At 71.1% G+C, this 15836-nt stretch carries 13 protein-coding genes; 4 read left to right on the top strand and 9 right to left on the bottom strand.

Annotation, left to right across the window (positions count from 1 at the left end; translation table 11 throughout):
* Both ACFW5B_RS33280 and coxB read right to left on the bottom strand, forming a co-directional pair.
* A partial coding sequence (locus ACFW5B_RS33280) for a cbb3-type cytochrome c oxidase subunit I (protein WP_386448137.1) occupies positions 1-608 on the bottom strand: 608 nt, incomplete at its 3' end.
* A complete protein-coding gene (coxB, locus tag ACFW5B_RS33275; RefSeq protein ID WP_386448135.1) occupies positions 605-1567 on the bottom strand; it encodes a cytochrome c oxidase subunit II in 963 nt (320 codons plus the stop codon). The genes coxB and ACFW5B_RS33280, both read right to left, overlap by 4 nt.
* Before the next feature lie 371 nt (positions 1568-1938).
* Between coxB and ACFW5B_RS33270 the strand changes: the two genes are divergently transcribed.
* Positions 1939-3399, top strand: coding sequence for a cysteine desulfurase/sulfurtransferase TusA family protein (locus ACFW5B_RS33270; RefSeq protein WP_386448132.1), 1461 nt, complete (start codon positions 1939-1941; stop codon positions 3397-3399).
* Positions 3400-3422: 23 nt separating this feature from the next.
* On the opposite strand, the gene ACFW5B_RS33265 is transcribed toward ACFW5B_RS33270, so the two are convergent.
* Positions 3423-4397, bottom strand: coding sequence for a carbohydrate kinase family protein (locus tag ACFW5B_RS33265; protein WP_386448129.1), 975 nt, complete (start codon positions 4395-4397; stop codon positions 3423-3425).
* 159 nt (positions 4398-4556) lie between these two features.
* Between ACFW5B_RS33265 and ACFW5B_RS33260 the strand changes: the two genes are divergently transcribed.
* Entirely contained in the window at positions 4557-4784 is a 228-nt protein-coding gene (locus tag ACFW5B_RS33260; protein WP_386448126.1) for a hypothetical protein, read from the top strand.
* Between the two features lie 123 nt (positions 4785-4907).
* Positions 4908-6434 carry a hypothetical protein gene (locus tag ACFW5B_RS33255; RefSeq protein ID WP_386448123.1) on the top strand — a complete coding sequence of 509 codons (1527 nt, stop codon included), beginning with the start codon at positions 4908-4910 and terminating at the stop codon, positions 6432-6434.
* 135 nt (positions 6435-6569) lie between these two features.
* Here ACFW5B_RS33255 and erpA read toward each other — a convergent pair whose 3' ends face one another.
* Complete coding sequence (gene erpA / locus ACFW5B_RS33250) at positions 6570-6923, bottom strand: iron-sulfur cluster insertion protein ErpA (RefSeq protein WP_006606077.1); 354 nt, start codon at positions 6921-6923, stop codon at positions 6570-6572.
* A gap of 301 nt (positions 6924-7224) precedes the next feature.
* Between erpA and nadA the strand changes: the two genes are divergently transcribed.
* On the top strand, positions 7225-8424 hold the full coding sequence (nadA, locus tag ACFW5B_RS33245) for a quinolinate synthase NadA (RefSeq protein WP_386448119.1): 1200 nt from the start codon (positions 7225-7227) through the stop codon (positions 8422-8424).
* A 191-nt stretch (positions 8425-8615) separates the two neighbouring features.
* On the opposite strand, the gene ACFW5B_RS33240 is transcribed toward nadA, so the two are convergent.
* From ACFW5B_RS33240 to ACFW5B_RS33220, 5 genes are all read right to left on the bottom strand, one after another.
* A complete protein-coding gene (locus ACFW5B_RS33240; RefSeq protein WP_386448116.1) occupies positions 8616-8798 on the bottom strand; it encodes a DUF4430 domain-containing protein in 183 nt (60 codons plus the stop codon).
* 368 nt (positions 8799-9166) lie between these two features.
* Positions 9167-10252: a methyltransferase domain-containing protein gene (locus ACFW5B_RS33235; RefSeq protein ID WP_386448113.1), complete on the bottom strand. Its 1086-nt coding sequence runs from the start codon at positions 10250-10252 to the stop codon at positions 9167-9169.
* A gap of 276 nt (positions 10253-10528) precedes the next feature.
* Positions 10529-13699 carry an efflux RND transporter permease subunit gene (locus ACFW5B_RS33230; RefSeq protein WP_386448110.1) on the bottom strand — a complete coding sequence of 1057 codons (3171 nt, stop codon included), beginning with the start codon at positions 13697-13699 and terminating at the stop codon, positions 10529-10531.
* Positions 13700-13850: 151 nt separating this feature from the next.
* Complete coding sequence (locus ACFW5B_RS33225; RefSeq protein ID WP_386448107.1) at positions 13851-14537, bottom strand: response regulator; 687 nt, start codon at positions 14535-14537, stop codon at positions 13851-13853.
* Positions 14534-15835 carry a sensor histidine kinase gene (locus tag ACFW5B_RS33220; protein WP_386448104.1) on the bottom strand — a complete coding sequence of 434 codons (1302 nt, stop codon included), beginning with the start codon at positions 15833-15835 and terminating at the stop codon, positions 14534-14536. The genes ACFW5B_RS33225 and ACFW5B_RS33220 overlap by 4 nt, the downstream gene beginning before the upstream one ends.
* Between the last annotated feature and the right edge of the window lies 1 nt (position 15836).

Raw genomic sequence — 15836 nt, 5'->3', positions numbered from 1 at the left:
ATGCCCGGGGCACGCATGCAGATGATCGTCGTGATGAAGTTGACCGAACCGAGGATCGTGCCGAAGCCGGAGAAGGCCAGACCCATGATCCACATGTCGGCACCGACGCCCGGCGAACGCACCGCGTCCGAGAGCGGCGAGTACGCGAACCAGCCGAAGTCCGCCGCACCCTGCGGGGTGAGGAAGCCGGCCACGGCGATCAGCGAGCCGAAGAGGTACAGCCAGTAGGCGAACATGTTCAGCCGCGGGAACGCCACGTCGGGCGCGCCGATCTGCAGCGGCATGATCCAGTTCGCGAACCCGGCGAACAGCGGCGTCGCGAACATCAGCAGCATGATCGTGCCGTGCATCGTGAACGCCTGGTTGAACTGCTCGTTCGACATGATCTGCGTGCCGGGACGGGCCAGCTCGGCGCGCATGAGCAGCGCCATCAGGCCGCCGACGCAGAAGAACGCGAACGACGTGACCAGGTACATCGTGCCGATGGTCTTGTGGTCAGTGGTCGTCAGCCACTTCACGGCGGCGATGCCGGGTTGCTTCTTGCGTACAGGCGGTGCTGCCGGAGCCGATTCGGCGGCGGCACCCTGAGGTTCGTTGAGGATGCTCACTGGTTCTTGGTCTCCGCATTCCTGGCGTGATCCGTCTGCTCGATGCCCGACGGCAGGTATCCGGTCTGGCCCTTCTTCGCCAGGTCCTTCAGGTGCTCCCGGTACCGCTCGGGGGAGACCACCTTGACGTTGAAGAGCATCCGGGAGTGGTCGACACCGCAGAGCTCGGCGCACTTGCCCATGAAGGTGCCCTCCTTGTTCGGAGTCACCTCGAAGACATTGGTGTGGCCCGGGATGACGTCCTGCTTCATCAGGAACGGCACCACCCAGAAGGAGTGGATGACGTCACGAGAGGTCAGCACGAACTGAACCGTCTCGCCCTTCGGCAGCCACAGGGTCGGACCGGGGTTGCCGGTCTGCGGGTTGCGCTCGCCCGGGGTGCCCACGTCGTAGACGCCGTCCGCACCGGCCGGCGCGGTCTTCTTCCACTTGTCCGGGATCGCTTCGAGCGCCTTGGAGTTGATGGCCGACGTCGACTTGTCGCCGTCCGTGTTCTCCAGGTAGTTGAACGCCCAGCTCCACTGGAAGCCGACCACGTTCACGACGTGGTCCGGCTTCTTGGAAGTCTTGAGGAGTGCGCTCTCATCACGTGCGGTGAAGTAGAAAAGCACCGCAATGATGATGAACGGCACAATCGTGTACAACGCCTCGATCGGCATGTTGTACCGGGTCTGCGCGGGTACCTCCACCTTCGTCCTGCTGCGGCGGTGGAAGATCACACTCCAGATGATCAGGCCCCACACCAGCACGCCCGTTGCGAGGGCGGCGGCCCAGGAGCCCTGCCAAAGAGAGAGGATCCGCGGCGCCTCGTCGGTGACGGGCGTTGGCATGCCGAGGCGGGGGAAGTCCTTATATGTGCAACCAGTCGCGGTCGCCAGGACCAGGCCCGCAGCAAGCACCTGCGGCAGCTTCCGCCGCATCGGGCGCCGCGACGAGCGGTCGGAGCCGTTGGGACTCACGTAGCGCCTTCCCGAGAGTCTCGCCCGCGAGACCGGCTGCGGCCGTCTCGCTGGTCGGTCGCCGGCCCTGGCGCGGGCAGGGGTTTGGATGTTTATGCGGACCAAACCCTACTGGACGCTATTTGGGGTCGCGCGGGGAGGGTGCCCAACGCGCCGCGTCGCACCCCTAAGGGGTGGCCGGGGCCGCTGGGAGACGGTCTCCGGAGCCCCGATTACCCGCTTTCACCAGGCATCTGACGCCGCGCCCGGCCCGGGTCGGCGGCGGACGCCGGCCCGGGTCGGCGTCCGCGGGCCCCGTAGGGGCACCCCGCCCCGCCCGGCCGGGCGGGGACACCTCCCTCCGGGAAACGGAGGGGACTAACGTCTCGTACGTGCCCTACTTCGACGCGGCGTCCGCCGCCCCGCTGCACCCCGTCGCCCGCGAGGCCCTGCTCGCCTCCCTGGACGAGGGCTGGGCCGACCCGGCCCGGCTCTACCGCGAGGGGCGGCGCGGCCGGCTGCTGCTGGACGCGGCGCGGGAGGCCGCGGCCGAGGCCGTCGGCTGCCGCCCGGACGAGTTGGTTTTCACCCCTTCGGGGACACAGGCGGTGCATACGGGAGTCTCGGGCGCGCTGGCGGCCCGGCGGCGGGCCGGCCGCCGGCTGCTGTACTCCGCCGTCGAACACTCCGCCGTCCTGCACGCCGCCGAGGCCCATGAGGCGGCCGGCGGCAGCCGTACGGAGCTGCCGGTGGACCGTACGGGCCGGCTGCGGGCCGAGGAGGCCGCCGCCGCGCTGGGCCCGGACACCGCGCTGGTCTGCCTCCAGTCCGCCAATCACGAGGTGGGCACCGAGCAGCCGGTGGCGGAGGTGGCCGCGCTGTGCCAGGAGGCGGGCGTGCCCCTTCTGGTGGACGCGGCGCAGTCGCTGCCCTGGGGGCCGGTGCCCGGCGGCTGGTCGCTGCTGGCGGCGAGCGCCCACAAGTGGGGCGGGCCGCCCGGCGTGGGGCTGCTCGCGGTCCGCAAGGGGACCCGGTTCGCGCCGCAGGGGCCGCGGGACGAGCGGGAGGCGGGCCGCAGCCCGGGCTTCGAGAACATCCCGGCGATCGTGGCCGCCGCGGCGTCCCTGCGCGCGCTGCACACGGGCCCGGGGACCGCGGACGAGGCGGCGCGGCTGCGGCGGCTGGTGGACCGCATCCGGACCCGGGTGCCGGAGCTGGTCCCGGATGTGGAGGTGGTCGGCGATCCGGAGCGCCGCCTCCCCCATCTCGTCACCTTCTCCTGCCTCTATGTCGACGGCGAGGCGCTGCTGCACGAACTCGACCGCGCGGGCTTCTCCGTGTCGTCCGGTTCGTCCTGTACGTCCAGCACGCTGACGCCGAGCCATGTGCTGCGCGCGATGGGTGTGCTGTCCGAGGGGAATGTGCGGATCTCGTTGCCGTACGGCACGGACGAGGCGGATGTGGAGCGCTTCCTGGAGGTGCTGCCGGAGGTGGTGCGCTCGGTGCGGGACCGGCTGGGCGTCCCGGCGGCGGGGCGGGAGACGGCGGCGACGGCCGGCGGGGCGGCGGAGGCGGCCCCGGCAGCGGCCGCCGAGGAGCCCGGTGAGCCCGGCGCGGCCGCCGAGCCGGCCGGTCTGGTCGTCGACTCGCTCGGCAAGCGCTGTCCGATCCCGGTCATCGAGCTGGCGAAGGCGATCCGGGAGGTGCCGGCCGGCGGGCTGGTGACGGTGCTCTCCGACGACGAGGCCGCCCGGCAGGACATCCCCGCCTGGTGCTCCATGCGCGACCAGGAGTACGTCGGCGAGCGGCCGGCCGAGCGCGGCGCCGCGTATGTCGTGCGGCGCCGCGCCTGAGCCGGTGGTGCAGAGCCCTCGGCTCAGAGCAGGTGCTGCCGGACCTCGGCAGCGGCCTCGTGGCCGTAGGCCTTGGTGAAGCGGTCCATGAAGTGGCTGCGGTGCAGCTCGTACTCCTGGGTGCCGACGGTCTCGATGACCAGCGTCGCCAGCATGCAGCCGATCTGCGCGGCGCGCTCCAGGCCGACGCCCCAGGACAGACCGGAGAGGAAGCCGGCGCGGAAGGCGTCGCCGACGCCGGTGGGGTCGGCCTTGGCGTTCTCCTCCGGGACGCCGACCTCGATGGCCGGCTCGCCGGTGCGCTCGATCCGGACGCCGTTGGAGCCGAGGGTGGTGACACGGGTGCCGACCTTGGCGAGGATCTCCTCGTCGGTCCAGCCCGTCTTGGACTCGATCAGGCCCTTCTCGTACTCGTTGGAGAAGAGGTAGGCCGCGTCGACCATGAGGGTGCGGATGGAGTCGCCGTCCATCCGGGCGATCTGCTGGGAGAAGTCGGCGGCGAACGGGATGGAGCGGGTGCGGCACTCCTCGGTGTGCCGCACCATCGCCTCGGGGTCGTCCGCGCCGATCAGGACGAGGTCGAGGCCGCCGACCCGCTCGGCCACGTGCTGCAGCTCGATCAGCCGGGCCTCGCTCATCGCACCGGTGTAGAACGACCCGAGCTGGTTGTGGTCGGCGTCGGTGGTGCACACGAAACGGGCGGTGTGCAGCACCTCGGAGATACGGACGGAGCGGGTGTCGACGCCGTGGCGGTCGAGCCAGGCGCGGTACTCCTCGAAGTCGTTGCCGGCGGCACCGACCAGGATCGGCTCGGTGCCGAGCTGGCCCATGCCGAAGCAGATGTTGGCGGCGACGCCGCCGCGGCGGACGTCGAGCTGGTCGACCAGGAACGAGAGGGAGATCGTATGCAGCTGGTCGGCGACCAACTGATCGGCGAAGCGGCCGGGGAAGGTCATCAGGTGGTCGGTGGCGATGGAGCCGGTGACTGCGATACGCACGACGGGTCTGCTCCTGCGGAAGGCGGAGGGACGGGCGGACGTGGAGCAACGCTACCCCGCGAGGTCGCACACCACCCGGTCATCCCGGACACTTGAAACCACGGAAACTACCCAATAGTAGGTCTTTCTCCTCGATTCTCGGCTGCGTACGGTGCCCCTATGACCAAGCCTGTGAAAGCCGTCACACCGCGCCACGGCGCATCCCCCGTCCGCCAGGACCCGGAGTCGCTCGACGAGCTGCGCGGCGACTGCGCGACGATGGCGGGCCGCTGGAAGGCCGGCCGTCCGTCCGCGCCGGCCCCCGGCCGCGCCGCCGATCTGCACGGGATCTCGGTCCCCACCTCCTCCGCCGCGCTCGTGGACGGCATGTCCGAGTACGGCGACTGACCCCGCCCGGCGGCGACCGCGGCGACTCCGGGGGAACCGTCTGAGCTCCCTCTCCGTCCCATCGGCGTCCACCTCATGGAGGATGGCACGTCAGATGTCCAGCGGAGCCGAAGGAGCGATGCGGTGAACACCGAGGACAGCACCGACACCCCGAACCCCAAGGAGCGCAGGCGGCGCACCCCGTTGGTGGTCGCCTCGATGGCTGCCGCGGTGCTGCTGGCCGGGGGCGGCGCGGCGTACTGGGCCTCCTCCGCTTCCAGCGACGACTCCGGTCCGGGCTCCGCGGGCGCCCCACCGCCCCTTGCGCTCGACGGCTACACCGGCGGCGGTTCGATCGCGGCCGGTGAGCCCAATCCGCAGGGCTCGAAGTACCGCGCGGTGGCCAAGCTGCCCGGCGGGCCGGGGTCCGCACCGGTGTACCGCCCCAAGGGCGAGATCAGCCGGCAGTCGGTGGAACGGCTGGCAAAGGCGCTGGATGTGTCCGGAAAGGTCCGTTCGGACGGCACCAACTGGAAGGTCGGCGGGACGCGGGACGCCCGTGGCCCGGTCCTCCAGGTGAGCAAGACCGGCTCGGGCGCCTGGACGTACTCGCAGTACGGCACCCCGGGCGGGACGAACTGCGCACTGCCCGCCTCCCCGAAGGGCGGCCAGGACGGGGCCGGCGGCGGCAAGCCCTCTGACCGGCCCGGCTGTCCGTCATACCGCGGCGGCGGGGACGTCACGACCGAGGACGACAGCAGTGGCAAGGGCGCGGTGTCGCCGGAGAAGGCCAAGCAGGCGGTGCGGCCGGTACTGGCGGCGCTCGGGCAGAAGAACGCCCGGCTCGATGCCGGCGGACTGTCCGGCGCGGTGCGGATCGTCACCGCGAATCCGGTGCTCGGCGGGCTGCCGACGTACGGCTGGCAGAGCGACCTCCAGGTCGGCTCGGACGGTCAGGTGGTCGGCGGCAGCGGCCAGTTGGCGAACCCGGTCAAGGGCGCGGAGTATCCGGTGCTGAACGCCGGGAAGACGCTGGACCGGCTGAACTCGCGCGACGGCCGCAAGCCGGCCGGCTGCCCCTCGCCGCCCGGCGGGAAGGACGACCCCGGCAGCGAGGGCGGTAAGGGCGGCGGGATCGCGCCGTGCGAGCCGGACCCGACGAAGGGGCAGAAGCCGGCCGAGGTGACCGGTGCGGTCTTCGGGCTCTCGGTGCAGTACGTGGACGGCGGGCAGGCGCTGGTGCCGTCGTGGCTGTACAAGGTGCGCCAGCCGGGCGCGGGCAGCGGCCCGGACGCCACCTCGACGGTCGCGCACCCGGCGGTGAACCCGAAGTACCTGGCCCGCAAGGACGACTCCTCGCAGCGGCCGGGGCAGTCGCCGCACAAGCCGTCCGGGAAGCCCGGGGCGATGGCCCTGGAGTCGTACGACGTGGGTGACGGCGGCAAGAAGCTGACCCTGCACTTCTGGGGCGGCGTGTGCAGCGTCTACTCGGCGAGCGCCGAGGAGTCGGGCACGACCGTGAAGACGAAGGTCGTCGGCAAGGACAAGAAGCCCGGCCAGGTCTGCGTGAAGATCGCCAAGGAGTTCACCAAGACGGTGACGCTGGAGAAGCCGCTGGACGGCCGGAAGGTGGTCGATGAGTCGAGCGGCGACTCCGTGCCGAAGCGGTAGCGGGCCCCGGGTCCGGCCCGGAGCCTCCCTCCGGGCCGGACCGGCGGAGGCGGATGCAGCGGAGTCAGAGACGGCGAAAGCGGCGCTCCCCACTGGGGGGGGGCGCCGCTTTCGCGTGCGTACTTCCCGCGCTCCTTAGCTGAAGGAGTCGCCGCAGGCGCAGGAGCCGGTGGCGTTCGGGTTGTCGATCGTGAAGCCCTGCTTCTCGATGGTGTCGACGAAGTCGATGGAGGCACCACCGAGGTACGGGGCGCTCATCCGGTCGGTGACGACCTTGACGCCGTCGAAGTCCTTGACGACATCGCCGTCGAGCGAGCGCTCGTCGAAGAAGAGCTGGTAGCGCAGTCCGGAGCAGCCGCCGGGCTGAACGGCCACCCGCAGCGCGAGGTCGTCCCGGCCTTCCTGCTCCAGAAGGCTCTTGACCTTCGACGCGGCCGCGTCGGACAGGATGATGCCGTCGCTGACGGTGGTCTCGTCCTGAACGCTCATCTAGATCTCTCCCGGGTTGTACGGACCGCTTGTCATCGGTTGCAACCAGCTGCAACCGGGGACGTCCCGGATTAATTCCGGCTGGGCGCAATTCGTCGAGAAGCCTTCCGGACACCGCCCGGGGCGGCCTCTCCTGTCGTTCTCCCCATGCTCGCACACCGGCCGCCGGGAACAGGTGGCCGACGGCACACGGGCTCTTGCTGATGCGTCACATCGACACGATGGCCATCGTCAAAGTGACGTGAAGCGGGTTATGATAGATAGCGTCAAGTAGACGAAAAGGCACTGCAGAGAAGAGAGGGTGCGTGTTGTGACCACCGCCCAGCCCCTGGACGTCCAGCCGACCCCGCTGGCCCTGCTCCTCCTCGGCCGCGAGGCCGACCCGAAGAGCGAGCGCGGCGTGGAGTGCCCCGGCGATCTGCCGGCCCCGTCGGACCCCGACCTCGTCGAGCGCGCCCGCGCCGCCAAGGCGAAGCTCGGGGAGAAGGTCTTCGTCCTCGGGCACCACTACCAGCGTGACGAGGTCATCGAGTTCGCCGACGTGACCGGTGACTCCTTCAAGCTCGCGCGGGACGCCGCCGCCCGGCCGGACGCCGAGTACATCGTCTTCTGCGGTGTGCACTTCATGGCGGAGTCCGCCGACATCCTCACCGGCGACGACCAGCAGGTCATCCTCCCCGACCTGGCCGCCGGCTGCTCGATGGCCGACATGGCCACCGCCGAGCAGGTCGCCGAGTGCTGGGACCAGCTCACCGAGGCCGGCATCGCCGAGCAGGTCGTGCCGGTCTCGTACATGAACTCCTCGGCCGACATCAAGGCCTTCACCGGCAAGCACGGCGGCACGATCTGCACCTCCTCCAACGCCAAGCGGGCGCTGGACTGGGCCTTCGAGCAGGGCGAGCCCGGTGCGACGAAGGTGCTCTTCCTGCCGGACCAGCACCTGGGCCGCAACACCGCCGTCCGCGACCTGGGCATGTCGCTGGACGACTGCGTGGTCTACAACCCGCACAAGCCGAACGGCGGGCTGACCGCCGAGGAGCTGCGGGCCGCCAAGATGATCCTGTGGCGCGGCCACTGCTCGGTGCACGGACGCTTCTCGCTGGACTCGGTGAACGACGTGCGCGAGCGGATCCCCGGCGTGAACGTCCTGGTCCACCCCGAGTGCAAGCACGAGGTCGTGGCGGCAGCGGACTACGTCGGCTCGACGGAGTACATCATCAAGGCCCTGGAGGCCGCCCCGCGCGGCTCGAAGTGGGCCATCGGCACCGAGCTGAACCTGGTCCGCCGGCTGGCCAACCGCTTCGCCGCGGAGGACAAGGAGATCGTCTTCCTCGACAAGACGGTGTGCTTCTGCTCGACGATGAACCGGATCGACCTGCCGCACCTGGTGTGGGCGCTGGAGTCGCTGGCGGCCGGCAAGGTCATCAATCGGATCCAGGTCGATGCGGAGACCGAGGGGTTCGCCAAGTTGGCGCTTGAGCGGATGCTGGCGCTTCCGTAGGGGTGGGTGCCGGGTGCGGTGACGGGCCTCCGGGGCCTGGTGTGTGGACTGCTTCGCTTTACGCTCCGTTGCACTCCGCCTTTGCTCTGCATCAGCGCTTCGGAAGCAAAGCCCACACACCAGGCCCCTCCGGCCCGTCCCCTCCCGTTGGGGGAGTTGTGCGGGTGGGTGGGGGCCGGCCTTGAGGGCTGTCAGCTTGCGGCCTCCAAGGTCCAGCGGATCTTGTCGCCGGGCTTGATGGCGGTGTGGCAGGGGCCCTTGGTGATCTTTTTTTCGTTGACGTAGGCGTTCCACTTCTTGGTGGTGGTCGCGGTGTCGCCGTGGATGGCGGTGACGACGAAGTCCTGGGCGGCGGGGTCCCAGCGTCCGCTCACTCCCCCCCAGGCCGTACTGCTCGTCGGCGTCGATCAGGGCGGTGAGGGGGGTGGCGGAGAGGCCGTCGGCGGCGCAGTAGAAGCCGCCGAAGACGGTGCGGGGGCCCGTGCCGACGAGGCCCACACCGGCCGTGTAGGAGCCGCCGGTGATGCCTACGCGTACCCGGACGTCGCCTGCGGCGGTGGCGGGCTGCGGGGAGGCGAGGGTCAGGGCGAGGGCCAGGCCGGCGGTGAGGGCGGGGGCGGTCCCGCGGGACAGGGCGGACGGCACGCTCGGGCACCTTTCGTGGGGGCAGCAGCACACGTCACGAAACCAGCGCTGCCGGTGAGGGGCGAGAGGTACGCCGCCGAATGCGTGCGCGGGCCGCTCACAGGGAGACCGTCTGGCCCTCCGGGGTGATCGTGATGCGGTAGCGGTCGCGGGTGGGGCTGCCCTCGGCGGTCCAGGACAGATAGGCGGTCTCGACCTCGTCCCAGAGGCGGCGGGGGCCGTGCTGTTCGGTCTCGTAGGTCTCGCGGCCGGGGACGTATTCGACGGTGGCCCAGGAGGTGCGGGCGTCGTCGAAGATCCAGTAGGTGGCCTCGTCGCTGCCGTCGTCGGCGGGGCAGAGCAGCGGCCAGGCGTCCCGGACGCGCAGGCCGACGGCGAAGCGGGCGTCCGGATTCCCCTCCAGTGAGCGGGGGTCGACGGTGGTCGTCGCGCGGTCGCCCTCCTCGCCGTGGTACCAGTCCCGGATGCGGCCGTACGAGCGGCGTTGCTGACGGGCCCACATGAAGGCCGGGCGGCCGGAGAAGCGGCCGGTGGCGTGGCCGTCGCGGACGGTCAGGGTCGCGAACGAGTAGGAGTGGAACGAGGAGCCCCACGGCGTGCGGATCGTGCCGCCCGGGGCGGTCTGGGCCACCCAGGCGTACGGGATGTCGCGGACCGTGCAGGTGGCGATGGTCCGGTCGAAGGGCGCCCGGCCGGGGGCTCCGGCCAGGCCGTCGCCGCACACGAGGTGGGGGTGCAGGCCGGCCCGCGCGAGATTGTCGCGGGCGATGTCGTGAAGCGCCTTGTCGGTCTCGACGCTGGTCGTACGGTCCTCGCCGAGCCGGTGGGCGAGCCAGGCGGCGTGGTAGCCGGTGCCGGTGCCGATCTCCAGTACGGCGTCGCCGTCCCTGACGATCGCGGCCATGTCCAGCATGAGGGAGGGCATGGACGTCGAGCACGTGGGAAAGGTGACCTGGCCAGGCACGGCCCGGCCGTCGTTGTGCTGGGTGATCAGCGGCAGATCGGCGTAGACCATCCGCCGCCACTCCGCCTCGTCGGCGGAGCGGGAGACGGTGCGGTCGCCCACCTCGAAGGTGTCCGGCACGAAATGCGCGCGGTCGACCGCGGCGACGGCCGGGGCCCATTCCGGCGTCAGCGCGCCCTTGTTGCGGAGGATTTCCAGCAGCCGGCCCGGCGAGGACATGGCGGCGCCCCCTACTTCTTCTTCGGCGGGTCGCTCACCGGCTTGGTCCACTGGCCGTCGGATTCCTTCGGGCTCTGGTGCCGGTCGCCGTCCGCGCCGCCCTTGCCGTCACCGTGCTTTCCCATGTGTGGTCCCCCTTCGTCGGTGGTGCCGGTCGCGGGGCGGCCGGGCCGCCCCGTGACCGGATGCCCGGCACGATGCCCCCGCAAGCGCGGGCTTGCGGGGGCATCGTTTCTGCATCGGGAGCGTCACCGGGCTCCGCCGGTCGGGGCGTGGTCAGACGCCGGCCGGCTCCGGGGCCCGGTCGGATGCCTCGGTCTGCGGGCCGGAGCGCTTCGCGGCCTTCTTCGCCGCCCGGCGCTCCTTGCGGAGCTCGATCATCGCGTAGAGCGTCGGGACGAGGAGCAGGGTGAGCAGGGTGGAGGTGATCAGACCGCCGATCACGACCACGGCCAGCGGCTGCGAGATGAAGCCGCCGTCGCCGGTGATGGACAGGGCCATCGGCAGCAGCGCCATGATCGTGGCCAGGGCGGTCATCAGGATCGGACGGAGGCGGTGGCGGCCGCCCTCGATGACCGCTTCCACGACCCCGTAACCCTGCGCCCGGTACTGGTTGATGAGGTCAATCAGCACGATGGCGTTGGTGACCACGATGCCGATCAGCATCAGCATGCCGATCATCGCCGGGACGCCCAGCGGGGTGCCGGTGGCGACCAGCAGGCCGATCGCGCCGGTCGCCGCGAAGGGGATCGAGACGAGCAGGATCAGCGGCTGGATCAGCGAGCGGAAGGTGCCCACCAGGAGCATGAAGACGATGGCGATGGCCGCCAGCATCGCCAGGCCGAGCGAGGAGAACGCGTCGGACTGGTCCTGGGAGACGCCGCCGATCTCCGCGGTGGCACCCTCCGGCAGCTTCAGATCGTTGATCTTGCTCTGCAGGGTGGCGCTGACCGCCCCGGTGTTGTCGCCGGTCGGCTTGGCGGTGATGGTCGCCGAACGGGCGCCGTCGATCCGGGTCATCTGGACCGGGCCGGGAACGGTCCGCACGGTGGCGAGGGTGCCGAGCTCGGCCGGGCCGGCCGGGGTCGGGACCTCGAGCTTCTTCAACTCGGCCTCGGTGGTGGCCGGGTGGGCCGACTTGATCACGATGTCGCGCTCGGTGTCGTCCAGGACGGCCGTGCCGCTGGTGGTGCCGCGGACCGCCTGGGTGACCACGCCGCCGAGGGTGGTCTGGTTGTAACCGGCCGCGGCCGCCTTTTCGTTGGGCTTCACGGAGATCCGCGGCACGCTCTGGGACAGGTCGCTCTGGACGTCGGTGACGTCGTCGAGCCCGGCGACCGTCTTGCGGACCTGCTCGCCGGCCTTCTTCAGCACGTCGGCGTCGGCGGCCTTCACGACCACGCTCAGGTCCTGGTTGCCGAAGCTGTTGCCGGCGGTGACGGTGGTCTCGCCGATGGACGAGCCGAGCTTGTCCAGGCCGTCCCGCAGGGTGCCGGTGACCTTCTCGGCGTCCGCGTCGTCGGCCAGCTTGAGCTGGTAGGAGGCCTGGTTGGCACCGGTGCCGCCGCCGAAGGCCGCCATGAAGCCGGAGGAGCCGACGGTGACCTGGTAGTCGGCGATGCCATCGGTGTCCGCGAGCAGCTTCTCGACCTTCTTGGCCTGCGTGTCGGACGCGTCGAGGCTGGTGCCCGGCTTGAGCTCCTGCTTGAGGGTGAGGGTGCCCTGGTCGCCCTGGTCGAAGAAGTTGGTCTTCAGGAGCGGGCCCATGCCGAAGGTGCCGAGGAGGACGACGACGGCGATGACCACGCTGGTGACCCGGCGGCGGGTCGCGAAGCGCAGCACCGGGACGTAGAGGCGCTGCAGCGCGCTGCGGCTCTCCTTCTCCTCGGCCTTGCGCCGGAGTTCCTCGGGGTCGCTGCCCTCGGGGACCTCGGGGGCGCGCAGGAACCAGTACGACAGGACCGGGACGACGGTCAGGGAGACGATCAGGGAGGCGAGCAGCGCGACGGTCACGGTCAGCGAGAAGGAGCCGAAGAGGGCACCGACCATGCCGCCGACCACACCGATCGGGAGGAAGACCGCGACCGTGGTGAGGGTGGAGGAAGTGATCGCGCCGGAGACCTCCTTGACCGCGGAAAGGATGGCCTCGCGGCGCTCCTCGCCGTAGCCCAGGTGCCGCTTGATGTTCTCCAGGACGACGATCGAGTCGTCGACGACACGGCCGATCGCGATGGTCAGCGCACCGAGGGTGAGCATGTTGAGGGAGAGGTCACCGGTCCACAGCACGATCAGCGTGATGACGACCGAGAGCGGAATGGAGACCGCGGTGACCAGGGTCGAGCGCAGGCTGAGCAGGAAGACCAGGATGACGATGACCGCCATGGCCAGGCCCAGCAGGCCCTCGGTGGTCAGCGATTCGATCGACTTGGAGACCGCCGGGCCCTGGTCGGAGACGACCGTGACAGCGGTGCCCTTGCCCAGGTCCTGACGGATCTTGGGGAGCTGGTCCTTGACCGCGTCGGATATCTCGACCGCGCTGCCGTCCTGGTCCATCGTCACCATGACGGCGAGGCTGGGCTTGCCGTTGGTGCGGGTGAGGGAGGCCGGGGTGGCCGACTGCTCCTTGACGGTGGCGACATCGCCGAGCCGGACCGGTCCGGCCGGCCGGCCGCCCGCGCTCGCACCGGCACCGTCGGCGCCGGCCGCCGGGGCGATCCGCAGGTCCTTGATCTGCCGTACGGAGCTGAAGCCCGCGCCGACCTGGACGGTCTTGCTCCGCCCGTCCTCGGCGAACGAACCGGCGGGCACCGACGTGCCGCCGGCCTCCAGCGCCTGGCCGAGCGCCTGGGAGGTCAGTCCGGCGGCGGCGAGCTTCTTGTCGTCGGGGGTGACCGCGACGATCCGGTCCTGGACACCGTCGACCGTGACCTGGCTGACGCCGTCGATGTTCTTCAGGCCGGGCACGACGCTGCGGTCGAGCTGGTCGGCGAGGCTCTGCTGGTCCTTGTCCGGGGAGGAGACGGCGAGGACGACGGTGGGGATGTCGTCCGTCGAGCCGGCCACCACCTGCGGGTCGACGTCCTTGGGCAGCTTCGCGCGGGCACGGTTCACGGCCTGCTGGACATCGGCGACCAGCCGCTCGGAGTCATTGCCGTAGTCGAACTGCGCCATGATGACGCCCGAGCCCTCGCTGGACGTCGAGGTGACGGTCTTGATGCCGTCGACCGCCTGGATGCCGTCCTCGAGCGGCTCGATCACCTGCTTCTCGACGACATCGGGCGAGGCGCCCTGGTACGGCGCCAGAACGGACACCATCGGGAGTTCGATGGAGGGCAGGAGCTGCTGCTTCAGCTGGGGGATCGCGATGGCGCCGAAGGCGATCGCCACGATCGACATCAGCGCTATCAGGCCCCGTTGTACGAGGCTGAGTCGGGACAGCCAGGACATGGGTGGGGTCTCTCTTCTGTTCTACAAGGCCGACGGGACCGTTCTCGGGCCCATCTACACCTTCCGCCATGCCCTGGCCGGTTTTCCTCGCTCGCAAGTCGGTTTCCGGTCGGAAGCCGTACCGCGTTCGGAGTAGGGGCCGCTACGCCCGTCACTGCACCCGTGGGCGTACGAGTCCGGTCTCGTAGGCGATGACGACCAGCTGGGAGCGGTCGCGGGCGCCGAGCTTGGCCATCGCGCGGTTCACATGCGTCTTGACGGTGAGCGGGCTGACCGCGAGCTGCTCGGCGATCTCGTCGTTGGGCAGGCCGCCGGCCACCAGGGTCAGCACCTCGCGCTCCCGGCCGGTCAGCGTCGCCAGCCGCTCGCCGGCCGTGCCACCGGGCCCGCCGTCGGCGGAACTGCCGCCCTGCGCAAGGAACTTGGCGATCAGACCCTTGGTGGCGACGGGCGAGAGCAGCGCCTCGCCGGCCGCCGCGATCCGGATCGCGTTCAGCATCTCGTCGGGTTCGGCGCCCTTGCCGAGGAAGCCGCTGGCACCGTTCCGCAGCGACTGGACCACGTAGTCGTCGACCTCGAAGGTGGTCAGGATGACCACCCGGACGTCGGTGAGCTCCGGGTCCTCGCTGATCATGCGGGTGCCCGCCAGGCCGTCCACACCGGGCATCCGGATGTCCATCAGCACGACGTCGGGCCGCTCCGCCCGGGTCAGCTCGTAGGCCTCGGCCCCGTCGGAGGCCTCCCCCACCACCCGCATGTCCGGCTCGGAGTCGACCAGCACCCGGAAGGCACTGCGCAGCAGCGCCTGGTCGTCGACGAGCAGCACCTTGATCGTCACAGCGTCTCCCCCGTACGGACGGTCTGCAGTGGAAGGGTCACCCGCACCTGGAAGCCGCCGGCCGCGCGCGGGCCGGTGACGACCGTGCCGCGCAGCGCGAAGACCCGCTCGCGCATGCCGACCAGGCCGTGGCCGCCGCCGCGTTCCTCCGGCTCGCCGGGCCCGCCCGGCTCCACGGGCGGCCGGTCGCCGCCCTTCTGCCGCGGGACGCCGGCCCGGCCCGCGCCGTCGTCCAGCACGGTCACGGTCAGCGTGGTGCCGGAGTGGCTGATCCGGACCGTGGCACGGGCGCCCTCGCCGGCGTGCTTGTGGACATTGGTCAGGGCTTCCTGGACCACACGGTAGGCGGTGAGGTCGACGGAGGCGGGCAGCGGCAGCGGCTCCTGCGGGATGTCCAGGTCGACCGGGATGCCGGCCCGGACGAACCCGTCGACGAGCTGGTCGAGCACCCCGAGGCCCGGGGCCGGCTCGGTCGGCGCCTTGGGGTCGTCGGACTGCCGCAACAGGCCGACGGTGGCGCGGAGTTCCTCCAGCGCCGAACGGGACGCCTCACGCACGTGGGCCAGCGCCTGCTTGGCCTGGTCGGGGCGGCTGTCCATGACGTGCGAGGCGACCCCGGCCTGGACGTTGACCAGCGCGATGTGGTGGGCGACGACGTCGTGCAGCTCACGGGCGATCCGCATGCGCTCCTCGGCGACCCGGCGCCGGGCCTCCTCCTCACGGGTGCGCTCGGCGCGTTCGGCGCGCTCACGGATGGCGGTCACGAAGGCCCGGCGGCTGCGGACCGCGTCACCGGCCGCCGCGGCCATCCCGGTCCAGGCGAAGATGCCGATGTTCTCCTGGGCGTACCAGGGGCGGGGCCCGCAGAGCATGGCTGCGGCGGTCAGCGCCATGACGGTCAGCGCGCCGACCCGCCAGGTGGTGGGCCGGTCGGTGCGGGAGGCCAGGCTGTAGAGGGCGATCACGGCGGAGGCGGCCACCGGGGCGCGGGGGTCGCTGCCGCGGGCGATCAGTTCGACGACGGTGAGCACACCGGTGACGGCCAGGACGGTACGGGGCAGCCGGCGGCGCAGCACCAGGGCGGCGCAGGCCAGCAGGGCCAGCACCACGGTGACGGCGGACGGCTCGTGGGCGGCGAAGCGCGGTCCGTGCGGGCCGTGCGGATCGGCCACCGCGCCGAAGAGTATGCAGGCGAAGGCGGCCCCGGCCACGACGGCGTCGAAGGCGAGCGGATGCTTCCGGTGCCATCGGAAGCGGCCGGCGCGGGACGCGTCCGGGCGGGGGTCGAGGAGGCTCACA

It is taken from the genome of Streptomyces sp. NPDC058773 (assembly GCF_042746015.1).
In the GTDB taxonomy this organism is placed as follows: Bacteria; Actinomycetota; Actinomycetes; order Streptomycetales; family Streptomycetaceae; genus Streptomyces.
Note: the sequence above shows the minus strand (reverse complement) of the source record. Positions and strands in the feature narration are given on the sequence as shown.